The organism is Hymenobacter ruricola (genome assembly GCF_015694525.1).
Classification (GTDB): Bacteria; Bacteroidota; Bacteroidia; order Cytophagales; family Hymenobacteraceae; genus Hymenobacter; species Hymenobacter ruricola.
In genome coordinates this window covers 1-23,940 of record NZ_JADQDM010000011.1, presented here as the reverse complement: position 1 = coordinate 23,940, position 23,940 = coordinate 1, and the positions used below count along the sequence as shown (strand labels likewise).

21 protein-coding genes and 1 tRNA gene are annotated in these 23,940 nt (G+C 64.5%); 9 read left to right on the top strand and 13 right to left on the bottom strand.

Going from position 1 to position 23,940, the window contains the following annotated elements; genetic code table 11:
• Positions 1–25: 25 nt before the first annotated feature.
• The 5 genes from I2H31_RS17955 to I2H31_RS17935 all read right to left on the bottom strand — a co-directional run bounded on the left by I2H31_RS17955 (position 26) and on the right by I2H31_RS17935 (position 3,439).
• The gene (locus I2H31_RS17955) at positions 26–991 is read right to left on the bottom strand and encodes a methionyl-tRNA formyltransferase (protein WP_196294440.1); all 966 of its coding nucleotides are present in this window, start codon (positions 989–991) and stop codon (positions 26–28) included.
• A 55-nt stretch (positions 992–1,046) separates the two neighbouring features.
• A complete protein-coding gene (locus I2H31_RS17950; RefSeq protein WP_196294439.1) occupies positions 1,047–1,580 on the bottom strand; it encodes a phage tail protein in 534 nt (177 codons plus the stop codon).
• A 61-nt stretch (positions 1,581–1,641) separates the two neighbouring features.
• The gene (locus I2H31_RS17945) at positions 1,642–2,193 is read right to left on the bottom strand and encodes a phage tail protein (RefSeq protein WP_196294438.1); all 552 of its coding nucleotides are present in this window, start codon (positions 2,191–2,193) and stop codon (positions 1,642–1,644) included.
• A 51-nt stretch (positions 2,194–2,244) separates the two neighbouring features.
• On the bottom strand, positions 2,245–2,790 hold the full coding sequence (locus tag I2H31_RS17940; RefSeq protein ID WP_196294437.1) for a phage tail protein: 546 nt from the start codon (positions 2,788–2,790) through the stop codon (positions 2,245–2,247).
• A gap of 106 nt (positions 2,791–2,896) precedes the next feature.
• Positions 2,897–3,439 (bottom strand): phage tail protein, encoded by a 543-nt coding sequence (locus tag I2H31_RS17935; RefSeq protein ID WP_230687914.1) that lies wholly within the window; start codon positions 3,437–3,439, stop codon positions 2,897–2,899.
• A gap of 306 nt (positions 3,440–3,745) precedes the next feature.
• Here I2H31_RS17935 and I2H31_RS17930 point away from each other — a divergent pair, with 306 nt between their 5' ends.
• Positions 3,746–4,192 carry a hypothetical protein gene (locus I2H31_RS17930; protein ID WP_230687913.1) on the top strand — a complete coding sequence of 149 codons (447 nt, stop codon included), beginning with the start codon at positions 3,746–3,748 and terminating at the stop codon, positions 4,190–4,192.
• An 84-nt stretch (positions 4,193–4,276) separates the two neighbouring features.
• Here the strand turns inward: I2H31_RS17930 and I2H31_RS17925 are convergent, their stop codons facing one another.
• The gene (locus tag I2H31_RS17925) at positions 4,277–5,467 is read right to left on the bottom strand and encodes a phosphoglycerate kinase (RefSeq protein ID WP_196294435.1); all 1,191 of its coding nucleotides are present in this window, start codon (positions 5,465–5,467) and stop codon (positions 4,277–4,279) included.
• Between the two features lie 180 nt (positions 5,468–5,647).
• Complete coding sequence (locus tag I2H31_RS17920) at positions 5,648–6,502, bottom strand: N-acetylglucosamine kinase (protein ID WP_196294434.1); 855 nt, start codon at positions 6,500–6,502, stop codon at positions 5,648–5,650.
• A 69-nt stretch (positions 6,503–6,571) separates the two neighbouring features.
• Between I2H31_RS17920 and I2H31_RS17915 the strand changes: the two genes are divergently transcribed.
• The 5 genes from I2H31_RS17915 to I2H31_RS17895 all read left to right on the top strand — a co-directional run bounded on the left by I2H31_RS17915 (position 6,572) and on the right by I2H31_RS17895 (position 14,031).
• Positions 6,572–7,591 carry a N(4)-(beta-N-acetylglucosaminyl)-L-asparaginase gene (locus I2H31_RS17915; RefSeq protein WP_196294433.1) on the top strand — a complete coding sequence of 340 codons (1,020 nt, stop codon included), beginning with the start codon at positions 6,572–6,574 and terminating at the stop codon, positions 7,589–7,591.
• Entirely contained in the window at positions 7,588–8,295 is a 708-nt protein-coding gene (locus tag I2H31_RS17910; RefSeq protein ID WP_196294432.1) for a copper homeostasis protein CutC, read from the top strand. The genes I2H31_RS17915 and I2H31_RS17910 overlap by 4 nt, the downstream gene beginning before the upstream one ends.
• Positions 8,296–8,409: 114 nt before the next feature.
• Positions 8,410–11,112: a D-alanine--D-alanine ligase family protein gene (locus I2H31_RS17905; protein WP_196294431.1), complete on the top strand. Its 2,703-nt coding sequence runs from the start codon at positions 8,410–8,412 to the stop codon at positions 11,110–11,112.
• Between the two features lie 141 nt (positions 11,113–11,253).
• Entirely contained in the window at positions 11,254–12,015 is a 762-nt protein-coding gene (locus tag I2H31_RS17900; RefSeq protein WP_196294430.1) for a PASTA domain-containing protein, read from the top strand.
• 66 nt (positions 12,016–12,081) lie between these two features.
• The gene (locus tag I2H31_RS17895) at positions 12,082–14,031 is read left to right on the top strand and encodes a T9SS type A sorting domain-containing protein (RefSeq protein WP_196294429.1); all 1,950 of its coding nucleotides are present in this window, start codon (positions 12,082–12,084) and stop codon (positions 14,029–14,031) included.
• Positions 14,032–14,127: 96 nt separating this feature from the next.
• On the opposite strand, the gene I2H31_RS17890 is transcribed toward I2H31_RS17895, so the two are convergent.
• Positions 14,128–14,640: a fasciclin domain-containing protein gene (locus tag I2H31_RS17890; RefSeq protein ID WP_230687918.1), complete on the bottom strand. Its 513-nt coding sequence runs from the start codon at positions 14,638–14,640 to the stop codon at positions 14,128–14,130.
• A gap of 835 nt (positions 14,641–15,475) precedes the next feature.
• Between I2H31_RS17890 and I2H31_RS17885 the strand changes: the two genes are divergently transcribed.
• Positions 15,476–17,215, top strand: a complete 1,740-nt coding sequence (locus I2H31_RS17885) for a thiamine pyrophosphate-dependent enzyme (RefSeq protein WP_196294427.1) — start codon at positions 15,476–15,478, stop codon at positions 17,213–17,215.
• A gap of 99 nt (positions 17,216–17,314) precedes the next feature.
• On the opposite strand, the gene I2H31_RS17880 is transcribed toward I2H31_RS17885, so the two are convergent.
• Together I2H31_RS17880 and I2H31_RS17875 are read right to left on the bottom strand one after the other, a co-directional pair.
• Positions 17,315–18,322: an SDR family oxidoreductase gene (locus I2H31_RS17880; RefSeq protein WP_196294426.1), complete on the bottom strand. Its 1,008-nt coding sequence runs from the start codon at positions 18,320–18,322 to the stop codon at positions 17,315–17,317.
• A gap of 286 nt (positions 18,323–18,608) precedes the next feature.
• A tRNA-Arg gene (locus I2H31_RS17875) sits at positions 18,609–18,680 on the bottom strand.
• A 161-nt stretch (positions 18,681–18,841) separates the two neighbouring features.
• On the opposite strand from I2H31_RS17875, the gene I2H31_RS17870 reads away from it, so the two are divergent.
• Positions 18,842–19,312, top strand: a complete 471-nt coding sequence (locus tag I2H31_RS17870) for an Ohr family peroxiredoxin (RefSeq protein WP_196294425.1) — start codon at positions 18,842–18,844, stop codon at positions 19,310–19,312.
• A gap of 78 nt (positions 19,313–19,390) precedes the next feature.
• Here I2H31_RS17870 and I2H31_RS17865 read toward each other — a convergent pair whose 3' ends face one another.
• The 3 genes from I2H31_RS17865 to I2H31_RS17855 all read right to left on the bottom strand — a co-directional run bounded on the left by I2H31_RS17865 (position 19,391) and on the right by I2H31_RS17855 (position 23,007).
• Entirely contained in the window at positions 19,391–20,371 is a 981-nt protein-coding gene (locus I2H31_RS17865) for an aldo/keto reductase (RefSeq protein ID WP_196294424.1), read from the bottom strand.
• A gap of 100 nt (positions 20,372–20,471) precedes the next feature.
• A complete protein-coding gene (gene sucC / locus I2H31_RS17860; protein WP_196294423.1) occupies positions 20,472–21,668 on the bottom strand; it encodes an ADP-forming succinate--CoA ligase subunit beta in 1,197 nt (398 codons plus the stop codon).
• 184 nt (positions 21,669–21,852) lie between these two features.
• Positions 21,853–23,007, bottom strand: a complete 1,155-nt coding sequence (locus I2H31_RS17855; protein WP_196294422.1) for a glycoside hydrolase family 113 — start codon at positions 23,005–23,007, stop codon at positions 21,853–21,855.
• A gap of 138 nt (positions 23,008–23,145) precedes the next feature.
• On the opposite strand from I2H31_RS17855, the gene I2H31_RS17850 reads away from it, so the two are divergent.
• Entirely contained in the window at positions 23,146–23,805 is a 660-nt protein-coding gene (locus I2H31_RS17850; RefSeq protein WP_196294421.1) for an ABC transporter ATP-binding protein, read from the top strand.
• Positions 23,806–23,940: the final 135 nt, after the last annotated feature.

Sequence of the window (23,940 nt, the reverse complement as noted above, 5' to 3'; positions counted from 1 at the left end):
AAATAATTGTCTAAAAATCAAATGATTAAGCCAACATCGGCACGTCAGGCGCGGCCAGAACCGATGTGGGCATCTCGCCCAGCACCTCCCCTACCTGCACGCCCATACCGGCCAGCTGGCCGCCCGTGAAGTAGCCTTCGTCCAGAGCCAGCACGTCGAGCTGCACCACTTGGCTTTCGCCGCAGGCCACCAGCAGGGCCTGGCCGGGCGCGGCCAGCACCACGGTACCGGGCGCGGCGGCCACGGTTTCGGGGCGCGGCGTGGCCACCAGCACCCGCAGCGCTTGGCCGCGCAGGGTGGCCAGCGCGCCCCGGTTCCAGGGGTTGGCGGCGCGCACCAGCCGGCCAATGTCCTCGGCCGACGCCTGCCAGGCGATGCACACATCGGCCAGGCCGGCGCGGGGCCAGTAGCGGGCGGCGGTTTCATCCTGAGGCTGCTCGGGCAGGGGAATTTCGCCCCGCAGACCGGCTAGCAGTTGGCGCCCGGTACCGATGGCCGCCAGGGCCAGCTGGCCGCGGTGCAGGCCGTGCGTGTCGCCGGGGCTTATGGGCACGGGCGTGGCCAGCAGCACCGGCCCGGTGTCGAAGCCCTCGGCCATGCGGTGGGCGGTCACGGCGCCGGCCGGCTCGCCGTTGCGAATCTGCCAGAAAGTGGGCTCGGGGCCGCGGTAGCCGGGCAGGGCCGCAAAATGAAAATTGATGAAGCCCTGCGGCGGCAGCCCCAGCACGGCGGCTGGGATGCGCCACGGAAACGTGAGCACCAGCACGGCGTCGGCCCGGGTAGCGGCCACCCACTCGGCCAGCGCGGAACCCAGCCCGGCCCGCGCCAGGGTGCGCGGCACCACGCCGGCCTGGGCCAGCAGCCCGGCCAATTGGCCGTCTTCCTCGCGGGTGCTGGCGGGCATGGCCACGCCGGCCACCGCGCCCTGGCTCAGCAGGTCTTGCAGCAGGGGCCAGCCCAGCAGGCTACTAATGATGACGGCAACGCGCATAACTTATCAAATGAAAAGGGAAACGCCGTGCCGGCCGGGGGCCGGGCAGCGGCAATTAGTTGCGCGTGGGGAAAGCGCCCTGCAACGCGATGACGTAGTTGAGGGCCAGCACGGGCTGGCGGTTCTCGTGGGGCTGGCTGCCGCCGGCGTTGTCCGAAGTGCCCTGCGCAGTGCCGCCCATGGTGGCGCTGGCCGGGCCGGCCCCAAACTGGGCGTTGGCATCGGAAGCCAGATAGTTGCCCTGGGGCGAGCTGGGGTCGCCGAACGCCGCCGTTTGCAGGGTACCCGTGACGGGGTGCGTGTGGGCCGGCAGTTCCGTGGTGATTAAGGTCACCGCGTCGAGCCCGCCCGTCTGGCCCAGCGTGTAGCTTGAGCCGCCCGGCAGCTGCCCCTGGCTCACCGGCACGCGGCCGCGCAGGTCGGGCAGGGCAAAGGTGGTGCGGCCGTCGCCGCCGTACATGGTGCCCAGCAGGGCAAAGAGGGCCTGGTTCTGGGCGATGGGCAGCAGCTGGCCGTTGCAGAAGGCCCACCCGCGGGGAGCGTAGTTAAAGGATATCTGGCGAAGCTCGCCGAGTATGGGGTCACCCATGGTGCTGAAAAGAAAAAGGGCTGTGGGCTAAAAATGACTGGGTACAGGAAAGAAGAATGCCTTAGCTCGGGGACGGGTAGATGCCGTTCGCGCACATGATGAAGTTGAGCGCCAGCACCGGCTGCACGTTGCTGTGGGGTTGGCTGCCTCCGGCCCCCCCCAGGGTGCCCGTCACGGCCTGGGGCTTTAGCGTGGCCCCGGCCGTGGGCGCGGCCGCGTAGGGCTTGCCGTTGGGGCTGGGGGCCGGGTATTGGCCCACCGCACCGGGGCTGGCGGTGCCGCTGGCCGCGGCCAGCAGCGGCAATGCCACAGGGTGCCCGTGCGCCGGCATTTGGGAGTTAATCAGCGTCACGTTTTCAGCCCCCGCCTGGTCACCCAGCGAGTATCTACTTCGGCCCGGGCCCTGTGACCCGTTGGCTCCGACCACCACCCGACCGTTCAGGTTGGGCACCGCAAAGGTGGTCTGGCCGTCGCCCCCGTAGGTTGTGCCTATCAGATTGAAGAGGACATCGTAGTCGTTGATGGACAGGAGCTGCCCGTCGCACCTTACCCAGTCTCGGGGCGTGAAGTTGAAGCCGACGGTGCGAATTTCGCCTATGTAGGGAGATGACATAAAATATTCGTTTATGCGCTGTTAAATAGGAAAGAACGAAACCAGGGGCCCTTATTGCCGCGGTGGGAAGACGCTAGCGCCTAGGTCGGTAGCAATGCAGTAGTTGAGCACCTGAAACGGCATGCGGTTTTCGTGGGGCTGGCTGCCCCCGGTCGGGGCGCTGTTGCCGTTGAGCATTCCCGCCGCGAGGTTGCCGCCGCCGGCCGAGTCGCCGTACTGGTCGGTGGCCGGGGCGAAGTACCCCCCGACCGGCGAGTTGCTGGTGCCGGCCGCCGTGCTCACCGGCACCGCCGCACTGCTGAGCGGGTGGATGTGCTGGGGCATCTGGTTGCTGTTTAGCGTCACGGTTTCCGTGCCCGTCATTTGGCCCTGCGGATAATAGGAGGTACCCGCCCCCTGACCCATGCCCACGGGGGTGCGGCCGCGCAGGTCGGGCAGGGCGAAGGTGCTGCGGCCATCACCGCCATACATGACGCCCAGCAACGAGAACAGGGCCGTATTTTGGGCGATGGGCAGCAATCTGCCGTCGCAAGGAGTCCACCCGCCTGGCGAGAAGTTGAGGGGGAATAAGCGAATTTCTCCAAGGAAAGGCTCCATAACAAGCTAGCGTAGTAAGATGGGTGATAGTGCTGGCGGTCAGGGCCGCAGCAGTCAGAAATCAGAAACAAGCCGGTGAGCACCAGCAGCGGGGCCGCGGCCAGCCTTACGCCTGGCGGCGGGCCTGGGGCCGCAGGTGCTTTAGGTACAGCTCGGCCAAGCCGGTGGTGGTGGCCGGGGCATTCACCGCTTTGATGGCGATGAGGTTGCGGGGCAGCGGGCCGCCCGGCGCGGGCACAAAGTCCGGCGCGGCATCCGTGGGCGCCGGCAGGGGCATCACCTCGCGCAGGTCGGGCAGGGCGAAGGTGCTGCGACCGTCGCCGCCGTAGGTGTCGCCCACCACCGCAAACAGGGCCCGGTATTGGGCCACGGGCAGCGTGCGCCCGTCGCAGGGCATCCAGCCCTGGGGCACCTCGGTGCCCGCCAGAATCTTCACCAGGCCGATGTACTCATCGCCCCCCACCAGCGCCGAGGCCGGCAGCGGCGCGGCGGGCGCGGCCGGGGCAGCCAGCACGGCGGTGGGCGCCGCCAGCATGCCCGTGCCGAACAGTGCACCCAGGCCTTTCAGCCAGCTCCGGCGCGACGCCAGCCGGGGCTGCGCCGGCAGGTTTTCAGCGGGAGCAGCAACCCGAGTAGTAGTTGTCATCATAGCCTGAAATCTACGGTCGATTGAAATTTTCGGTGAAGGTACAGCACAAGCATACCGACTTGCTAAACGGGCACTAAATTTACCGTTTACCCTCGTGAAGATGCGATTAAGCGCCGCTTCCATTGTTTGCCGCGAACCCGGGCGGCGGTGCGCGGCGCAATGGGCACCGGCCAGCATTGGTGCCCGTGGCCGTAGCTTGTGGGGCGAACGGAGACGCAGGTTCGCGACTTATTCACCTCCGGTCATACCATCCCAATGAATGCTGTTCTGCCTTCGCCTCCATCCGACACCTCACTGCTGCCCGCCATGCGCCGTTTCCTGACCGAAATCGGGATTGAAACGCGGGAAACTACCCTCGCCGAAGACACCTTTCTGCCGGGGCTGCTGATTGACCGCGGCCAGTTGCTCATCGACCCGGCGCGGCTGCTGTACCCCGGCGACGTGCTGCACGAAGCCGGGCACCTGGCCGTGACCGCCGCCGCCGAGCGGACGTTGCTGCACGGCAACATTACCGAAAACAACCCAGAGAAGGAAGGCGAAGAGCTCGCGGCCATGCTCTGGTCTTACGCCGCCTGCCAGGAGTTGGGCCTGCCCGCCGAAGTCGTGTTTCACCCTCACGGCTACAAAGGCCAGAACGATTGGATACTCACCAACTACCGTGCGGGCGCCTACGTGGGCCTGCCCCTGCTGGTCTGGATGGGCCTCACCACTACCGACGCCTTTCCGAAACTGACACGCTGGTTGCGGGAATAACTACGAATCAATAAAAATACGAGTCAATAAAAAAAGGCCCGACTGCGCGTGCAGCCGGGCCTTTTCGTCCTTGCGGGTTCAGGCCTATCCCAAAGCCGCTACGCCGGGCAGTTCCTTGCCTTCCATGTATTCCAGCAGCGCGCCGCCGCCGGTCGAGATGTAGCTCACCTGCTCGCCGAAACCCAGCTGCTGCACCGCCGCGGCCGAGTCGCCGCCGCCGATGAGCGAGTAGGCGCCGGCCGCCGTGGCCTCGGCAATGGCCTGGGCCACGCCTTCGGTGCCTTGGGCGAAGTTGGACATCTCGAACACGCCCATCGGCCCGTTCCAGAGGATGGTTTTGCTCGCGCGGATGATGGCGGCGAAGGCTTCGCGGCTTTCCGGGCCCAGGTCGAGGCCCATCCAGCCGGCGGGAATGTCGTGGTTGGTGGCCACTTTCACGGTGGCGTCGTTGGCGAACTTGTCGGCGATGAGCGAGTCGGTGGGCAGCACCAGGTTCACGCCCTTGTCCTTGGCTTTCTGGATGAGCTCGCGGGCCAGGTCCACCTTGTCGGCTTCGAGCAGCGAGCTGCCCACCTGGCCGCCCTCGGCCACGGCGAAGGTGTAGGCCATGCCCCCGCCAATGAGTAGGTTGTCGACCTTATCGAGCAGCTTTTCGATAATGAGGATTTTGTCGGAAATCTTGGCCCCGCCCATGATGGCGGTGAAGGGCCGCTCGGCCTGCTCCAGCACCTTTTTGGCGTTGTCGATTTCGGACTGCAGCAGGTAACCGCCCACCCGGTCCTGCGGGGCAAACGAGTTGGCCATCACGGCCGTGGAGGCATGGGCGCGGTGCGCGGTGCCAAAGGCGTCATTTACATATACATTTCCCAGCTTGGCCAGCTTGGCGGCAAAGTCCTGGTCGCCGGCTTCTTCTTCCTTGTAAAAGCGCACGTTGTCGAGCAGCAGCACCTGGCCCGGCTGCAGGGCCGCCGCTTTTTGGGCGGCCTCCTCGCCCAGCACGTCGCCGCCGAACTGCACCTCGCGGCCGTATTCCTGCGACAAGCGCGCCACCAAACTTTCCAGCGAAAACTTCTTTTCGTAGCCGCCCTTGGGCCGGCCCAGGTGCGAGAGCAGCACCACCGAGCCGCCGTCGTTGAGGATTTTCATCACCGAGCGGGTGGCCATGCGGATGCGGGTGTCGTCGGTAATCTGCAGGTCCTTGTCGAGGGGCACGTTGAAATCGACGCGCATCACGGCGCGCTTGCCGGCGAAGTTGTAGGAATCGAGGGTGTTCATGAAAGGGGGTGAAACGGTGGGAGGGTGTGAGTTTTCAGTGGTGCAAAAGTGCGGCGCTTTTGCAGATTATTAGTTGCTGGCCGAATTGTAGCGCCGCGACCCCTCGCGTCCCGGCGTCCGCGCCGCTCGGGTTTTGTCCCGGCATCGTCGTTCAACGAGAAGACGCGAAGGGTCGCGGCGCTACACGCTGGCAGAATCTTCGTGGTAGCGCACCAGGGCTGCTATCGACGTTTGCAGAATCTGGCCCACTGCCATGCCGTGGCGGGCGGCCACTTCGGCCAGCTTTTCACGAAAGTGATAGGCAATAGAGCCCACGCAGTTGAACGGATAGCGCTGATAATCGGGGTAGTGCGTCACAATTTGCTCGAAAAACGCCTCAAACGCCCGCTCCACCACCTGCTGGCAATACGGCTCTTGGTAGTGCTGGCCCGCAAAGCGAGCAAAACTGGCCAGGAAGCGGTTGGGCGAAGGCTGGTTGTAGAGCCGGTCGAGCACCTCGCTCACTTCCCCCAGCTGATACGTGGCCTGCAGCTCGGCCGCGAGCCCGGCGGGCAACCGGCCGCGCAGGTAGTCGCGCAGCACCTGCCGGCCGATGGACGTGCCCGAGCCCTCATCGCCCAAGGAATAGCCCAGCGACTCAATGACCTGCGTAATGCGCTGGCCATCATACAGACAGGAGTTGGTGCCCGTGCCCAGAATGGCGGCAAAGCCCGCCTCGCGGCCCAGCAAGGCGCGGGCGGCGGCCAGCAAATCCTCCGCCACTTCCACTTGCCGGGCCTGCGGAAACACCTGCCGCAGGGCCGCGGCCACCACTTCGGCCTTGGCGGGCGAGAGCACCCCGGACCCGTAATAGTGAATGGCGCTGATGGGCGCCGCGCGCACGTTGGCCGGCACGCTGCGCGCCAGCGAAGCGGCAATGGCGGCCGTGTCCCAGAAATAAGGGTTGTAGCCTTCGGTGCTGAAATGTTGGGGCGGACCCGGTCCCAGCAGGCACCAGCTGCAGGTAGTGGAGCCGCTGTCGGCGAGGAGTTTCATAGGGCTGCGAAAGTACGCGGGAGTTGGCGGCGGGCCTTATCTTTCGCAGGTACTTCACCGCTCAGCCGCATGTCCTCTCGCCGGAAATTTCTGCAATCCTCTGCTGCCGGCCTGGCCGGCCTGGCCACGGCGCCCCTCGCGGCCGCGGCCCTGCCCCCAGCGCCCCTCGCGGCGGGCAAGCCCATCGTGATTTCGACCTGGGACGCGGGCGTGAACGCCAACAAGGGCGCTTGGCGCATCCTCGGCCCCGGCGGCTACGCCCTCGACGCCGTGGAGGCCGGCGTGATGGTGACCGAAAGCGAACAAGGCTGCTGCGTGGGCCTGGGCGGCAACCCCGACCGCGACGGCATCGTGACCCTCGACGCCTGCATCATGGACGAGAAGTTCAACTGCGGCGGCGTGGCCGGGCTCGAGCGCATCAAGCACCCCATCGGCGTGGCCCGCCGCGTGATGGAGCGCACCCCGCACGTGCTGCTGGTGGGCGAAGGCGCGCAGCAGTTTGCCGTGGCCCAGGGCTTTCCGCTGGAGCCGCAAAAGCTGAGCGCCGACGCCGAAAAAGCCTACGCCCAGTGGCTCAAAACCAGCCAGTACAAGCCCGTCGTCAACATCGAAAACAGCGGCCGCAAGCCCACCGGCCCCGTGGGTGGCCCCCAAAACCACGACACCATCGCCATGCTGGCCCTCGATGCGCAGGGCCGCATCTGCGGCAGCTGCACCACCAGCGGCATGGCCTTCAAGATGCGCGGCCGGGTGGGCGACTCGCCCCTCATCGGCTCGGGCCTGTTTGTGGACCCCGCCGTGGGCGCCGCCGCGGCCACCGGGCAGGGCGAGGACGTGGTGCGCATTGCCGGCGCCCACCTCATTGTAGAGCTCATGCGCCAGGGCCGCACGCCACAGGCCGCCTGCAAAGAAGCCATCGAGCGCATTGCCGCCATCAAAGGCGCCAAGGCCAAAGACATTCAGGTGGCGTTTATTGCGCTGAACATGAAAGGCCAAACCGGTGCGTATGCGCTGCAAACGGGCTTTAATTTCACCGTGAGCACCACTGACACGCCGGTGCTGCGCGACAGCGAGTTTTTGCTGAAGTGAGGCGGCAACTGGAAATCTGTGCGGCCTCGCTGGCCTCGGCGCGGGCGGCGCAGGCGGGCGGCGCGCACCGCATCGAGCTGTGCCAGAACCTGGAACAGGGCGGCATCACGCCCTCCTACGGCCTCATTCGGGAGACGCTGGCGCAGCTGAGCATTCCGGTGTTTGTGCTCATCCGGCCCCGGCCCGGCGGCTTTGTGTACTCGGCCGATGAGCTGGCCATCATGCGGGCCGACATTGCTATGTGCCTGGAGCTGGGCTGCGCCGGCGTGGTGCTGGGCGCGCTGAATGCCGCTGGCCGCGTGGATATGGCCGCGTGCCGCGCCCTGATTAACCCGGTCGGCCCCATGCAAGTCACTTTCCACCGCGCTTTCGACGCCTGCCCGGACCAAGCTCAAGCGCTGGAAGACGTCATCGCGCTGGGATGCCAGCGCGCGCTCACCTCCGGTGGCCAGCCCACGGCCGAGGCCGGGCAGCAGCAGCTGGCGGCCTTGGTAAAACAGGCGGCGGGCCGCATTTCCATCATGCCCGGTTCGGGCATTTCGGCCGCCAACGTGCAGGCCCTGGCAGCCCACACCGGGGCCCAGGAATTCCACGCCAGTGCCAAGCGGCTGGTGCCGGCCGACCCGGCAGCGGGGCTGTTTCAGACCGAACGTTTTGAGACGGATGCGGCTTTGGTGGCGGAGCTGGCCGCGCGGCTACAGTAGCGCGAACTTTGTAGTTCGCGTAGCCGAACGTTCCCCTGCGCGCCATTGCAACGAGTCGTTCTGGCACGCGAACTACAAAGTTCGCGCTACGGGGTTCTTACCTTTGCAGTACTTATGAAAATCGGCATTTTTTTCGGGGGCACTTCGCGCGAGCGGGAAATTTCTTTCGCCGGCGGCCGCACCGTATTTGATAACCTGGACAAGGCGCTGTTTCAGCCCGTGCCCATTTTTGTGGACAGCCTCGGGCAGTTCATTCTGCTCGATTGGCAGTACATCTACAAAGGCACCATTCGGGACTTTTACCCGCCGGTGAGCTCGCAGCCGCCGTCGCTGCACCACTTGCAGGTCTACATCGAAAGCCTGGGCGAGCTCGACCACGAGGCGCGGTTTCACGCCATTGCCAAAGTGGGCCGGGAAGTGAAAGCCCAGGAACTGCCCCAGCTAATGGATTTTGCCTTCCTGGCCCTGCACGGCCCGGGCGGCGAGGACGGCGCCATTCAGGGCCTGCTGGAGTGGCTGGGCATTCCCTACTCGGGCTCGGGCATCTTGCCGTCGGCGTTTGGCATCGATAAAATTGCGCAGAAAAACCTGCTGCACGCCCTGGGCCGGCCCACGCCGAACTTCCGCGTCATCACCGCTGAGGAGTGGGACCGCACCGACCACGCCGCCACCCTCGCCTACTTAGTGCGCGAGCTGGGCCTGCCGCTGGTGCTGAAGGCGCCGCGCCAGGGCTCCAGCATCGGCGTGAGCATTCTGAAAACCGACGACCTGGCCAAATTTGAGGCGGCCATCGACAAGAGCCTGTTCCGCAAAACCCTGACCCGCGCCGACTGGCAGCGCCTGGGCGAGCAGGGCCGGCTGGCCTGGGTGCAGCACCTGACGGACATCCGCGAAGGCATCGGCCTGCCCGTGGTGCTCGACGACGAAACCGTGCCCGTTTACCACCCCGAAGCACTGTTGCACACGCTAACCGAGCGCTTGGAAACGGCCGAAAGCGTGCGCCTGACCAACCTCGACGGCGAAACCCAGGTGCTGGTGGAAAGCTTCGTGGCCGGCCGCGAGTTCAGCTGCATTGTGGTGGAAGACCCGAACGGCCAGCCGCTGGCTTTGCCGCCCACCGAGATTGTGAAGGGCGAAGAGCTGTTCGACTACCGCTCGAAGTACCTGCCCGGTCTGGCCCGCAAAATCACGCCCATCGACTTGCCGGAGGAGAAAATCCAGGAAATTCGCGAGGCCTGCGAGGAGATGTTCCGCACGTTTGGCTTTCAGGTGTACGCGCGCTTAGATGGCTTCGTGGCGCACGACGGCCGCCTGTTTCTCAACGACCCGAACACCACGTCGGGCATGCTGCCGGCCTCGTTTTTCTTCCACCAGGCGGCCGAAATCGGGCTCAACCCATCGCAGTTCCTCACCTACCTCATCCGCACTTCGCTGGCGGCCCGGCGCCGCGCCGGCCTGCGCCCGGTGAAGCTGGCGCAGTTGCTGGCCCGGCTCGATACCGCCGTGACCGGCCGCCACACAGCCGACACCGAGCGCATCCGCGTGGCCGTCATCATGGGCGGCTATTCCTCGGAGCGGCACATTTCGGTGGAAAGTGGGCGCAACATTTACGAGAAGCTCAGCTCCTCGGCCAAGTACGCGCCGGTGCCGGTATTCCTCACCGGCTCTGCTGATGAGCACAAGCTCTACGTGCTGCCCGTGAACGTGATGCTAAAGGACAACGCCGACGACATCCGCGAGAAAATCGAGCACGCCGAGGCCGGCGAAACGCCGCACCCCATCCTGGAGCGCATCCGGCGCGAGGCGGGCGCCATCACCAGCACCTACGCCGGGCAGGCGCTGGCCCAGCCGCGCCGCATCTCGTTCGAGGAGCTGGCCCAGCTGGCCGACGAGGTATTCATTGCCCTGCACGGCCGGCCCGGCGAGGACGGCGCCCTGCAGCAGGAGCTGGAAAAATTCGGGCTGCCCTACAACGGCTCGGGCGTGGCCAGCAGCAGCGTCACCATCAACAAGTTTGAAACCAACCAGCGCCTGCGCGAAGCCGGCCTGCGGGTGGCCGAGCACCGCATGGCCCACAAGCTGGAATGGCAGGCCGACGCCGAAAGCTTCTACCGCGGCCTCGAAACGCAGTTTCCCTACCCCTTCATTGCCAAACCGGCCGACGACGGCTGCTCCTCGGCGGTGAAGAAAATCAAGAACCGCGCGGAGCTGGAAGCCTTCTGCCAGCTCATTTTCCGCACTGAAGAAGACCTGCTGCCCGGCCCGGCCGGGGTGCTAAGCCTGGGCTTCAAGGAAGAATTTCCGCGCAAAGATGCCTTCCTGGTCGAAACCCTCATCGGCCGCGACGGGGCCGCGCACTTCCTGGAAATCACCGGCGGCCTGCTCACTTCCTATGACGAAGACGGGCAGCTCGACATCGAAGTATTCGAGGCCAGCGAGGCCCTGGCCACCGGCGAGGTGCTGAGCCTGGAGGAGAAATTCCTGGCCGGCGAAGGCCAGAACATCACCCCGGCCCGCTACGACGCCGACCCCGCCGAGCGCCAGCGCATCTCCAACGAGGTGAAGGCCGTGCTGCGCCGCGTGGCCGAAGTGCTGGACATTCAGGGCTATGCGCGCATCGACGCCTTCGTGCGGGTGCGCCCAGCCGGCGAAGTGGAGGTGCTCATCATCGAAGTCAACTCCCTGCCCGGCATGACGCCCGCCACCTGCATCTTCCACCAAACGGCGCTGGCTGGCTACACGCCCTACGAGTTCATCGACCGCATTCTGGAATTTGGCAAGGCGCGGGCTGAAAAGGCCGTTTCTGCCGCCAGTTAGAAAAGAACGTCATGCTGAGCTTGTCGAAGCATCTCGCGTGCTGAAGTAATCCAATCAAAAAGGAATACTCTTGCACGCGAGATGCCTCGACAAGCTCAGCATGACGTTCTTTGGTTTTAAATACCGTTTTACCCGTTTCCCATGTCTTTTTTTTCTGCTGACTCCCCGCTCGACGTCGTGAAGCACTTGGTGCTGATTGCCGTGGTGGGCATCCTGCTCGTGCTGGGCTTTTTCTACGTGTACCTGCCCATGAGCACGCACCACGGCGAAACCATCACGGTGCCCAAGGTGACGGGCATGAACGTGGCCGACCTGGAGAAGTACCTCGACGAGCGCAACCTGGCCTATTTTGTGGATGATTCCAGCTACAACGCCAACGTGCGCCCCTTCACCGTGCTGGTGCAGGACCCGCTGCCGGGCGAAAAAGTGAAGGAAGGCCGCAAAATCTACCTGCAGGTGAGCATGAAAAACCCGCCGGTGATTAAGATGCCCACCCTCGTCGGCATCTCCTCGAAAACGGCCATGCTCATCCTGAAAAGCTACGACCTGGTGGCCGGCCAGATTCAGCTGGTGCCCGACCTGGCCCCGGGCCAGGTGCTGAAGCAGCTGGTGAACGGCAAGGAAATCAAGCCGGGCGCCCCCGTGGCCAAAGGCACGCAGGTGGACCTGGTGGTGGGCGACGGCCAGGGCAACCAGACCTTCGCCGTGCCCAACCTCATCAACATGCCCGTCGACGAAGCCCTCACGCTGCTCAACGGCCAGGGCCTGCAGAAAGGCGAAGTGTTTGAGCAGCCCGCCGAAGAAGGCCAGACGGCCGGCACCGTGGTGCGCCAGCGCCCCGTGCCCGGCCCCGACGCCACCATTCGCACGGGCCAGATTGTGGACATCTGGGTGGCGAAATAACCGGCGGCCACGCACTTTTTCCGGGCACCCGGGCGTTGGGCTTAAAACTCACTTTTTGTTCTTGATATGACGACACGCTTCCGCATGTATTGCCGCCTGCTTTTGCCGGCGTTTTTGTTGGCAGCCGGGGCGGCCCACGGCCAGGTGCCGATGTCGCCCGGGCCGCTGTCGAGCGACCCAGGCCGGGCGGCGTTTATCCCCAAGACTAACCCGGCGGCACTCCAGCGCACGGCACCCCTGGCCCTGCCTTTTTTCGATGATTTCACTTCGCCTCTCGAAGGCCGGCCCCGGGAATCGCACTGGGAAGCCCGGGGCGGCGCCTACGTGAGCAACCGCCTGGCCGTGGCGCCCCCCACCCGCGGCGCGGCCACGCTGGACGGCCTCAAGGCCAACGGCCAGAGCTACAGCGGCGGCACGACCGTGAGCTACGGCACCATCGACTCGCTGAAATCCCAGCCCATCGACCTGAGCAGCCTCAGCGCGAACAGCGGCGTGTACCTGAGCTTTGCCTGGCAGGCCGGCGTCGTCGACCTGGCGCCCGCGCGGAACGGCAGTGCCACGCCCGTGCACCTGGACTTGTTTCTGAAAACCGCGAGCAACAGCTGGGTGCGGGCCTGGAGCTACAACAGCCAGAACGTGCGCACCGGCTTCCGCCAGCAGCTCATCGCCATCAACCAGGCCCAGTACCTGCACGGCACCTTTCAGTTCATGTTCGTGGCCACCGGCAGCACGTCGGAAAACCGAGACGCCTGGAGCATCGACTACGTGCTGCTGGACCGCGGGCGCACGGGCAACCTCCAGGTTGATACCACGTTTGTGGACGTGGCCGCCGGCGCCGGGCTGGTGGGCGGCAACCCCTCGGGGGGCCTGCGCAGCCCGCTGCGGCGGTTCACGTCCATGCCGGTGTGGCAGTTCAACGCGGCCACCACGCAGAGCGACGAGTTGAACCCGCAACTGGGGGTGAACTTCACCAACCTCGAAAACAACCTGCCGCGCCCCATTGACGTGCGCGGCACCGTGACGGACCTGAGCACCAACGCCCCGCTGGGCACGTGGCTGCAAGTCCAGACGCCCATCGACTTCTACACGCGCCAGTTTCCGGTGGCTCAGCCGGCTGGCAACGTGACGATTCCGACCAGCACCACGACGCCGAAACGCCTGCGTTACACCCTCGCGCTCCTCAATGGCCCGAACCCGCGCGACATTCCGCGGGCGCTGCCCAACGACACGATTTCGCGCGACCTGGAACTGAGCAACTACTACGCCTACGACGACGGCACCGCCGAGCGGTACTACGGCATCCCGTCTTTTCCCAGCGGCCAGCAGGGGGCGTATGCCTACCGCATCGACCTCAACCAGCCCGACCACGTGGGCGGCCTGCGCCTGTTTCCCGTGTATACCCCCGGCGACATTAACCCCCGGCCCGTCACCATCAGCGTGTGGCCCAACGACAACGGCAAGCCGGCCGCCACGCCCCTGGCCGCCAAATCGGTCACTTTGCCGGGCGTTGGTCCGGGCGCGGGCGGGGCGTTCGTCGACATCCTGTTTGACCAGCCGGTGCCGGTTTCGGGCGTATTCTTCGTAGGTTTTTCGCAGCCTTCCAACAACCGCGACCTGAAATACGGCTTCGATATCAACAGCTCCATCCCGGCGGGCCATTACTGGTACCGCAGCAACGTGGGGGTTTGGGACTCGGTCCAGCTGTATCAGCGGCGCGGCGCCTTCATGATGCGGCCCGTGATGACGAACAACGTGACCACGGCCTCGGCGTCGGCCCGCGAAACGGCGGCCTACAGCCTCTACCCCAACCCCGCCCGCGGCACGGTGCGCATCGACGGGCCCGGCTTCGCCCGCGCCGCGGTGCTCGACGCCCTGGGCCGTACCGTGTGGGAGCAGCCCGCCGCCCAGGCCGGACAGCCCACGCTGCCGTTGCCCACGCTGCCGCCGGGCGTGTATACGGTGCGTCTCACCCTGGCCGATGGCCGCACGGTGGGCCGCCGCCTCCTGCTGGAATAGCCAAATAGTATTAGGTGGCTTAAGCTTGGTTAACCCACACAAAAAAGCCCCGTTGTGCAAACACGACGGGGCTTTTTTGCGGAAGCTAGCGCCCGGCTATTTCGCGGGCATCAGCACCGTGTCGATGACGTGGGTGACGCCGTTGCTGGAAATCACGTTCGGGATGGTGACGGTGGCCATGCCGCCTTTGGCGTCTTTCAGCATCACGCTGCTGCCGCTTTTCATCACGGTCAGTTGTTCGCCTTCCACGGTGGTCAGCACCTGGCCGTTGGTGAGCTGGTCGGCGGTGAGGCGGCCGGGCACCACGTGGTAGGTCAGGATTTTGGTGAGGGTGGCTTTGTTTTCGGGCGCCACCAGCGTGGTCACGGTGCCGGCCGGCAGCTTGTCGAAAGCCGAGTTGGCCGGCGCAAACACGGTGAAGGGGCCGGCGCTTTTCAGGGTTTCAACCAGGCCGGCGGCTTTCACGGCGGACACCAGCGTGGTGTGGTCGGCGCTGCCCACGGCGTTGTCCACGATGTCCTTGTCGGGCGTCATCATGGCTCCGCCCACCAGCACGCCGGCCGTGGAAGCGCCGGCGTCGCCTTTGCGGGGCATGGTCTTGGCCTTCATTTTGTCGCCGGCGTCCGACTTGCCTTTGACTTTCATTTTGCCGTCGTCCGCCATTTTGGTTTTGGTGGTCATGCCGTCGGCGGTGGTTTTGGTTTTTTCGCTGTCGCTTTTGGTTTTGCCGTTCTGGGCAAAGGCGGGGGCCGCGAGGGCGGCGCTTAGCGTGAGGGCAGCGAAGAGAAGCTTGGTGTTCATGGGTTTTGAGAGTGGGGTGAGAGATGGTGTGGCTCGTCTATACGCACTACCCAACCCTTTGGATACCCGCCCGAACCGGCAACGCCTGGTATGCCGCTCATCCAGAACGAGTCTTCCTTTTGAAACCGTGGCGCGGTAGCCCTCTGTGCGGAAGGGAAGCTGCCTGCTGAAAGAGGCCGTTGCCAACTGGCGTAACGGCATCTTTGGCCCTAAACCTTGCCTTACCTACGCTGGTAACGCCTGTTTTAAGTCTGAAGCACGACTTCCAAACCGCGGGTCGGCATCTTTGGCGCCAAACATTGCCTTCCCGGCGTTTGGATGGCCGGATTTGGCGCTAAAGATGCCGACCCGCGGTTTGGATGGCAGGTTTTGGCGCGAAAGACGCCATCCCGCGGTTTGGATGGCGACTTTTGACGCCAAAGATGCCAACCCGCGGTTTGGACGCCGTGGGTTGAATCGAAGTACGGCATTGCCTGCGGGCCTTTCATCCGGTTATTTTCAACAACCGTTTCTCAACGATAGGCCAGGGCAAGCCGCTCGGCGCCCCCGGCGCGGGCGAAATCTATCTTTCCCCTACCCACTTTCCCGCCCCGGCGTATAGCCCCGAGAGGACCGCCCCCAACCCCCTCCTCCCCTTTCCCAGATGGCCCAAAAAGTAGCAGAACAACTCGTCGACATGCTGGCCGCCGCCGGCGTCAAGCGCATCTACGCCGTGACCGGCGACAGTCTCAACGAAGTGAACGACGCCGTGCGGCGCAGCGACGGCAAGCTGCAGTGGATACACGTGCGGCACGAAGAAGCGGGCGCTTTCGCGGCCGGCGCCGAGGCCCAGCTTAACGGGCTGGCTTGCTGCGCAGGCAGCAGCGGCCCGGGCCACGTGCACCTCATCAACGGGCTGTACGACGCGCACCGCTCCGGCGCCCCGGTCATCGCCATTGCTTCCACCGAGGCCAGCTTTGAATTTGGCACCGAGCATTTTCAGGAGACGAACACCATCAAGCTGTTCGACGATTGCAGTTGCTACAACCAGATTGCGAGCACGCCCCAGCAGTTTGCGCGCATGTTTCAGGCCGGCATTCAGCACGCCATCAGCCGCAAGGGCGTGGCCGTGGTGGGCCTGCCCGGCGACGTGGCCGCCGCCCCCGCCGAGGAAAGCATGACGGCCAGCCAGGTTTACCCCACGCACCCCATCATCCGCCCCTCCGACCACGAGCTGCTGCAACTGGCCGATTTGCTGAACGCGCACCAGAAAATCACGCTCTACTGCGGCATTGGGGCGGCCGAAGCCCACGCCGAGTTGCTGGAGCTGGCCGGGCGGCTGCACTCGCCCATCGGCTACACGTTTCGGGGCAAGCTCGAAATTCAGTACGAAAACCCGTATGAGGTGGGCATGACGGGCCTGTTGGGCATGCCCTCGGCCTACCACAGCATGCACGAGTCGGACCTGCTGGTGCTGCTGGGCACCGATTTTCCCTACACCGCTTTCATGCCCGTGAAGCCCACCATTGTGCAAATCGACGTGCGGCCCGAGCGCCTGGGCCGCCGCGCCAAGGTGAGCCTGGGCCTCTGCGGCAACATCCGCGACACGCTGCAGGCCCTCATGCCCCAGGTTCGGCAGAAAACCGACGACAGCTTCCTGCGGGCGCAGCTGGATTTTTACCGGCACGTGCAGGAGCACATGCGGGCCTACGTGGAGGACGCGGGCCAGCACGACGCCATTCACCCCGAGTACGTGAGCGTGCTGGTTGACAAGCTGGCGGCCGACGACGCCATTTTCACCGTCGACACGGGCATGAGCTGCGTGTGGGGCGCCCGCTACATCCGGGCCACCGGCCGGCGCGTGATGATGGGCTCCTGGAACCACGGCTCGATGGCCAACGCCATGCCGCAGGCCATTGGGGCGGCGCTGGCCCGGCCGGGGCAGCAGGTCATCGCCCTGTGCGGCGACGGCGGCCTGACCATGCTGCTCGGTGATTTGTCGACCATTGTGCAGTACGAGCTGCCCATTAAAATCATCGTCTTCAACAACCGCGCCCTGGGCATGGTGAAGCTGGAAATGGAAGTGGCCGGCCTGCCCGACTGGCAAACCGATATGCCGAATACCGACTTCGCCGCCATTGCCCAGGCCGTGGGCATCCGGGGCGTCACGGTGCACGAACCCGGCCAGGTGGAGCAGGCCCTGCAAGACGCCTTCGTCCACCCCGGCCCGGTGCTCGTGAACGTGCTCACCGACCCCAACGCCCTGGCCATGCCACCCAAGATAGAAATGGAGCAGGTGGCCGGCTTTGCGCTTTCCATGAGCAAGCTCATGCTCAGCGGCCGCATGGACGAGGTGCTCGACACCATTAAAAGCAACTACAAGCACCTGCGCGAGGTGCTGTAGCGCCGCCCGGCTCGCGCCACATGACAACGGCCGGCAAAGGCGCTTTTCAGCGTGCCTTTGCCGGCCGTTGTCATGTGGTTCATTGGTTCGTAATCAGCCTTACGGCTGGCCGTTGCCGCCCATGGCGCCGTACACCTGGCCGGTGGCGTAGCTGGCCTGCGGGTCGGCCAGCTGCACGTAGATGGACGCCAGCTCCACCGGTTGCCCGGGCCGCTTCATGGGCGTGTCGCCGCCGAATTTCACCAGCTTTTCCTGGGTGGCGCCGCCGCTCACCTGCAGCGGCGTCCAGATGGGGCCGGGCGCCACGCCGTTCACCCGAATGCCCTTCGGGGCTAGTTGCTTGGCTAAGGAGCGCACGTAGTTGGTGGTCGCGGCCTTGGTCTGGGCGTAGTCGTACAAGTCGGCCGAGGGGTCCATGGCCTGCTCGGAAGTGGTACCAATGATGGCCGAGCCGGGCGGCATGTGCGGCAAAGCCGCTTTGATAATCCAGAACGGCGCGTAGATGTTGGTTTTCATCGTGGCGTCAAAATCCTCGCTCGTCACGTCGAGAATGGACTTGCGGGTTTGCTGCCGGGCCGCGTTGCTCACCAGAATGTCGAGCCCGCCGAGCTGACGCACGGCCTCGGCCACCAGGCGCTGGCAAAAGGCTTCGTCGCGCAGGTCGCCGGGAATAGCCACGGCCTTGCGGCCCTCGGCTTTTATCAAGGCAATGACTTCCTTGGCGTCCGCTTCCTCAGCGGGCAGGTAGTTGATGGCCACGTCGGCGCCTTCGCGGGCGTAGGCAATGGCGGCGGCGCGGCCCATGCCCGAGTCGCCGCCCGTAATCAGGGCCTTGCGGCCCTTCAAGCGGCCGGAGCCCTTGTAGCTTTTTTCGCCGTGGTCGGGCTTGGGCTCCATCTGGCTGGCCAGGCCGGGCCAGGGCTGCGACTGGCTTTTGAACGGCGGCTTGGGGTATTTCTCGTTGGGGTTTTCGAGGGCCACGGGGGCCGCCTCGGCGGGATTTTCGGCCGCGTCGGCCGACAGCACCGGCGCCACTGCCGCCACCGCCAGGCTGGCTCCGAGGCCGCCAAGGACTTCGCGTCGGCTGAGTTGTTTTTCCTGATTCATAATGTCCGCTAGGTTTATTTGAAAGGGTGATGGGTTGATTTCCTGATAAAAGGCGCTTGCCCGAAGCGTCACCCCCGTTTCGGAGCAGGCCGGATTCCGGGCCGGCCGCCGGGGTGGTGCATCTGTTACCGCCTTTTGCCGTCCAGGGTTTGCAGTGCCGAGCTTACCGGGGCGGGCGCCGGGCCGCGGGCACTTGCGGCTTGGGGCCGGAGCGGGCCACCGTGCACTGGTTCTGCGCAAGCCGAAAATAAAAAAAGCCTTCAGCGCAATGCTGAAGGCTTTTTCGTGGCCGCGTTAGGAATCGAACCTAAATCAAGAGCTTCGGAAACTCTCATACTATCCGTTGTACGACGCGGCCGGGTCTGGAATAGGACTGCAAAAGTAGCCGCAAATGCCAAGGCCACCAAATATGCGGGCAAATTCCTGCTGGCGGGCCGCCTTGCGGCAAAACCCCGGGGGCCAAAATCCAGTTAAGCCAAGCACCAGCCCATTGTCTATTCATCACCCCACTCTCTTTTTATGAAGAAGAATCTGTACACGGCCGACGCGTCGGCCGTAGGTGGCCGCAGCGGCCACGTCCGCTCCGCCACCGGCGTCATCGACATGGAAATGTCGGTACCCGAGGGCCTGGGTGGCAAAAAAGGCGCTACCAACCCCGAAGAGCTGTTCGCCGCCGGCTACGCCTCGTGCTTCCAGCAGGCCCTGCTCGTCACGGCCCAGCGCGCCGGCGATACCCTCGACAAGGAAAGCTCGGTGCAATGCTCCGTCACGCTGTTTCAGGAAGGCGAAGGCTACGGCCTGAGCGCCATCCTCGACGTCGACCTGAAAAAGTTTGACGAAGCCAAAACCATTGAGATGGTGCGCCAGGCCCACAAAATCTGCCCCTACTCGGTGGGCACCCGCGGCAACATGGAAGTGGAGCTCCGCGTGCAGGGCAAAACCATTCCCGTGCAAGCCGAAGAAAATGCCGGCGTGGCTGAAAAAAGTTAAGAGTTAGATGTTAAGAGTTAAAAAAGGCCCGCCTGACGAATCAGGCGGGCCTTTTTTGCTTTCGCGGCGTGGCTGGATTTAGCTAAAGCCCAGCACCGGGTGCGGCTGGTACAGTTCTTCCAGGCGTTTAATCTCGTCGGCCGACAGCTTCACGTCCACGGCCGCCACGGCGTCCTGCAGGTGGCCGGGCTTGCTCGCGCCCACGATGGGCGCCGTAACGACGGGCTGGGCCAACTGCCAAGCCAGGGCAATCTGGGCACTGGGCAGGCCGCGCTCCCGGGCAATGTCGGCCACGCGGTCGGCCACGGCAAAATCGTCGTCGCGGCCGTAGAGGCTTTTGCCGAAGGCATCGGTTTTGGCGCGCTCGGTTTCGTTGCGCTCCTTGCCGCGCCCGCCCGTGAGCAGGCCCCGCGCCAGCGGCGACCACGGAATGACGCCGATTTTCTGGTCCCGGCACAGCGGCAGCATTTCGCGCTCCTCCTCGCGGTACACCAAGTTGTAGTGCGGCTGCATGCTCACAAAGCGCGTCCAGTTGTGCTTTTCGGCCAGGTACAAGGCTTGGGCAAACTGCCAGGCAAACATTGACGACGCCCCGATGTAGCGGGCCTTGCCGGCCTTCACCACGTCGTGCAGGGCTTCCAGCGTTTCTTCAATGGGCGTGTGGTAGTCCCAGCGGTGAATCTGGTACAGGTCCACGTAGTCGGTGCCCAGGCGCCGCAGGCTGGCGTCGATGGCACTCAAGATGTGCTTGCGCGACAGACCTTTGTCGTTAGGGCCGGGCCCCATCGGGTTGAATACTTTGGTGGCCAGCACCACCTCGTCGCGCTTGGCAAAGTCGCGCAGGGCGCGGCCCACCACTTCTTCGCTGGCCCCGTTGCTATACACGTCGGCGGTGTCGAAAAAGTTGATGCCCAGTTCCAGGGCTTGCTGAATGAAGGGACGGCTGGCTTCTTCATCGAGGGCCCAGGGCCAGCGTTCGGTGGGCGTGCCGTAGGTCATGGTGCCGAGGCAGATTCGGGAAACTTGCAACCCGGTGTTGCCTAAACGAGTGAATTCCATAGCGGGGAAAGGAGAAAGATGAGCGTTAGTAACCAAAAAAGCCCGCCTGGGTTACCAGACGAGCTTTTTTAATTGCAACCAGACTAGCAGCGGCCGGGCTCTACGCCGTAGCCAGCACTTCTTTCACGCGGGCGGCGGCGTCTTTCAGCAGCACGGCCGACGACACTTTCAGGCCGCTTTCGTCGATGATGCGGGCGCCTTCTTCGGCGTTGGTGCCCTGCAGGCGCACGATGATGGGCACGCGGATGTCGCCGATGGCTTTGTAGGCTTCCACCACGCCGTTGGCCACCCGGTCGCAGCGCACGATGCCGCCGAAGATGTTAATCAGGATGGCTTTCACGTTTGGGTCCTTCAGGATGATGCGGAAGCCCGCTTCCACGGTCTGGGCGTTGGCTCCGCCGCCCACGTCGAGGAAGTTGGCGGGCTCGCCGCCGCTCAGCTTGATGATGTCCATGGTGGCCATGGCCAGGCCGGCGCCGTTCACCATGCAGCCCACGTTGCCGTCGAGCTTCACGTAGTTCAGGTTGTTGTTGGAGGCCTCCACTTCCAGCGGGTCTTCCTCGTTGAGGTCGCGCAAGGCCACGAAATCCTTGTGGCGGTAGAGGGCGTTTTCGTCCAGTGTTACCTTGGCGTCAACGGCCAAAATCTTGTTGTCCGACGTTTTCAGCACCGGGTTGATTTCGAACATGCTGGAATCGGTTTCGTCGTAGGCCTTGTATAAAGCCGACACGAACTTCACCATTTCCTTCTGCGCGTCGCCTTCCAGGCCCAGGTTGAACGCAATTTTGCGGGCCTGGAAGCCTTGCAGGCCCACGGCGGGGTCCACGTGCTCGCGGTGGATTTTCTCGGGGTGCGCCTCGGCCACTTCCTCGATGTCCATGCCGCCCTCGGTGGTGTAGATGATGACGTTTTTGCCCAGCGTGCGGTCCAGCAGCACGCTCATGTAGTATTCCTTGGTTTCGCTCGGGCCGGGGTAGTACACGTCCTGGGCCACCAGCACCTTGTGCACCTTGCGGCCTTCGGCGCCGGTTTGCTTGGTCACGAGCTGCATGCCGATGATTTCGCTGGCGATGTCCTTCACCTTGTCGATGCCCTTGGCGAGCTTCACCCCGCCCCCTTTGCCGCGGCCCCCGGCGTGGATTTGCGCCTTGATGACGTACCAGCTGGTGCCGGTTTCGGCGGTCAGCTTCTCGGCGGCGGCTACGGCCTCGTCGGGGGTGTCGGCGGTGATGCCTTCCTGCACGCGGACGCCGTACTTTTTCAGGATTTCTTTGCCCTGATATTCGTGAATGTTCATAAAAACGGGTAAGGGGTGGGTTGTGCCTTGCAGCCCTGCGGTTGCGGACGCGAAAGTACGCCCGCCGGAATTGATTGTCGCAACCAGACGGCAAGCATTGTAGCATGGACTCTGCGAGTCCGCGCTTGGATTGGTTTAAACTTGATTCTTTCCTGCGCGGACTCGCAGAGTCCACGCTACATCCTTACGGCCCGTACCAGCGCGCCAATACCGTTTCGGCGGGCTTGTGCTGGGGCGTAAAATCGGCGTGGCGGCGGGCCGGGCCGTCGGCCGTCAGCCCCGGGTACCATTTCCAGATAAACAGGCCTTTCAGCCACGGCTGGGCCCAGCAGGTCCGAAACAGGGCCTCGTAGCAGCGGGCCTGGGTGGCCTCGTCGGGCGGGGTGGTGGCCAGGTGCTCGGGCCATTCCCAGGGGCGGGCGGCGGCGTCGGGCGTGGTTTTGTAGCCCACTTCGGTGAAAACGATGGGCTTTTTGATTTTTTTCTGCCAGGCACTTAGCTCCTGCAGATGAGGTTGCCAGCCGGCCACCAGGGTTTCCAAGGACGGGCCGGCGGCTGGGCTCAGCGGGAAATAAGCCTGAATGCCCACGTAGTCCAGCGCGTCCCAGAACCGGATTTGGCGGTACTCGCCCCTCCAGTTGGCCGCGTAGGTCAGCGGGCCGTGGTACACCCGCCGCACCTGCCGGATGAGCCCGCGCCAGGCCTTGTCGTGGGCCGGCTCGGTGGCATGCAGCAGCTCGGTACCAATGCAAAGCGCGTCGAAATGCGCGGTTTCGGCTAACTGCGCGTAGTGCAACAGAAAGGCCGAGTAACTGGCAAACCACGCGTCCCAATCGGCGGGGCTGGCCATGTTCACGTCGCCGGGCCAGGCGCCGTGGCCCCGCACCCACAAGTGCGGCTTGAGCAGCGTGCGAATGCCGTGCTGCCGGGCCAGCCGGGCCGTGTAGGTCAGCCCGGCGTCGCTTTCGCCCCACAGGCCGCGGCGCCCCGTGGGCCGGGCCGTGTTCAGGCGAATGGTGGGCGCGGCGGCATCGGCCTGCCAGCCGAAGGGCATCTGGGCTATCCAGGTCACGTGGTCGCGCAGCAGCGGCGCCAGCTCGGCGTCGGTGATGGAGTCGCCGCCCACCCAGCTCACGCCGCGCAGCCGGGCGCTGTCGAAGGCCGCGGCGGGCATTGCGGGCGCCAGGATGAGCGAGCGGTTAAAATCTTCGCTGGCTTGACTGGCGGCCGCGTTTCTTCGTTGAAAAACAGTGTTTTTCACCCACCAGGCGGCCCCGCTTATTCCCAGCAACAGCCCGGTAACCAGTAGCCAGCGGCGCGTTAGAAAAAGAGAAGGCATTCGCAACGAAAATTCGGTCATCCACGAAAAGATAGCTACGCCAAACCGTTGGCGGCGTATAAGGCCCGGCTCGGCTGCGCCCGGATTGTGCGTAGCTTTGCCACTACCGCATTCCGTTCACGTCTATCGCCGGCTCCGTTGCTGCAAGCTATCAACATTCACAAGAGCTACAACGCTCTGAACGTCCTCAAAGGCATCGATTTAACGATTGAAAAGTCGGAAATCGTCAGCATCGTGGGTTCCTCGGGCGCGGGCAAGAGCACGCTGCTCCACATTCTGGGCACGCTGGACAGCCCCGACTCGGGCGAAGTCCTCTTCGACGGTGAATCGGTTAGCTCCTTGGGGCGCAACGATTTGGCCCGGTTTCGCAACCGGCACATCGGGTTCATTTTCCAGTTTCACAACCTGCTGCCCGAGTTCACGGCCCTCGAAAACGTGTGCCTGCCCGCCTACCTGGCCGGCCGCTCCGAAAAAGAAGTGCGCGTGCGGGCCCGCGAGCTCCTCGGCATGCTCAACCTGGAAGGCCGCGCCGAGCACAAGCCCAGCGAGATGAGCGGCGGCGAGCAGCAGCGCGTGTCGGTGGCCCGTGCCCTCATCAACTCGCCCGAAATCATCTTCGCCGACGAGCCCAGCGGCAACCTCGACACTAAAAATGCCCAAGAGCTGCACCAGATTTTCTTTCTGCTGCGCAAAGAGTTGGGCCAGACCTTCGTCATCGTGACGCACAACGAGCAGCTGGCCGACATGGCCGACCGCAAAATTGTGATGCGCGACGGGCATATTCTGGAAGGCGGCTGAGGCGACCGAAAGCAACGCAGAGACCGGAAGCAACGCAGGGAAACGCAGGGAACAACCAAGAACGTCATGTCGAGCTGGTCGAGACATCTCGCGTGCCACGCTTACTAGGAGGTGTTAACAGTAAGTAGTATATTT

Coding starts and splice junctions, on each gene's coding strand:
- I2H31_RS17865 (WP_196294424.1), bottom strand. CDS start 20,371: ATGGAATTCACTCGTTTAGGCAACACCGGGTTGCAAGTTTCCCGAATC.
- I2H31_RS17930 (WP_230687913.1), top strand. CDS start 3,746: ATGCGCCGTTTCCTGACCGAAATCGGGATTGAAACGCGGGAAACTACC.
- I2H31_RS17915 (WP_196294433.1), top strand. CDS start 6,572: ATGTCCTCTCGCCGGAAATTTCTGCAATCCTCTGCTGCCGGCCTGGCC.
- I2H31_RS17900 (WP_196294430.1), top strand. CDS start 11,254: ATGTCTTTTTTTTCTGCTGACTCCCCGCTCGACGTCGTGAAGCACTTG.
- sucC (WP_196294423.1), bottom strand. CDS start 21,668: ATGAACATTCACGAATATCAGGGCAAAGAAATCCTGAAAAAGTACGGC.
- I2H31_RS17950 (WP_196294439.1), bottom strand. CDS start 1,580: ATGGGTGACCCCATACTCGGCGAGCTTCGCCAGATATCCTTTAACTAC.
- I2H31_RS17880 (WP_196294426.1), bottom strand. CDS start 18,322: ATGAATCAGGAAAAACAACTCAGCCGACGCGAAGTCCTTGGCGGCCTC.
- I2H31_RS17895 (WP_196294429.1), top strand. CDS start 12,082: ATGACGACACGCTTCCGCATGTATTGCCGCCTGCTTTTGCCGGCGTTT.
- I2H31_RS17890 (WP_230687918.1), bottom strand. CDS start 14,640: ATGAAGGCCAAGACCATGCCCCGCAAAGGCGACGCCGGCGCTTCCACG.
- I2H31_RS17925 (WP_196294435.1), bottom strand. CDS start 5,467: ATGAACACCCTCGATTCCTACAACTTCGCCGGCAAGCGCGCCGTGATG.
- I2H31_RS17885 (WP_196294427.1), top strand. CDS start 15,476: ATGGCCCAAAAAGTAGCAGAACAACTCGTCGACATGCTGGCCGCCGCC.
- I2H31_RS17945 (WP_196294438.1), bottom strand. CDS start 2,193: ATGTCATCTCCCTACATAGGCGAAATTCGCACCGTCGGCTTCAACTTC.
- I2H31_RS17870 (WP_196294425.1), top strand. CDS start 18,842: ATGAAGAAGAATCTGTACACGGCCGACGCGTCGGCCGTAGGTGGCCGC.
- I2H31_RS17920 (WP_196294434.1), bottom strand. CDS start 6,502: ATGAAACTCCTCGCCGACAGCGGCTCCACTACCTGCAGCTGGTGCCTG.
- I2H31_RS17940 (WP_196294437.1), bottom strand. CDS start 2,790: ATGGAGCCTTTCCTTGGAGAAATTCGCTTATTCCCCCTCAACTTCTCG.
- I2H31_RS17905 (WP_196294431.1), top strand. CDS start 8,410: ATGAAAATCGGCATTTTTTTCGGGGGCACTTCGCGCGAGCGGGAAATT.
- I2H31_RS17855 (WP_196294422.1), bottom strand. CDS start 23,007: ATGCCTTCTCTTTTTCTAACGCGCCGCTGGCTACTGGTTACCGGGCTG.
- I2H31_RS17935 (WP_230687914.1), bottom strand. CDS start 3,439: ATGATGACAACTACTACTCGGGTTGCTGCTCCCGCTGAAAACCTGCCG.
- I2H31_RS17955 (WP_196294440.1), bottom strand. CDS start 991: ATGCGCGTTGCCGTCATCATTAGTAGCCTGCTGGGCTGGCCCCTGCTG.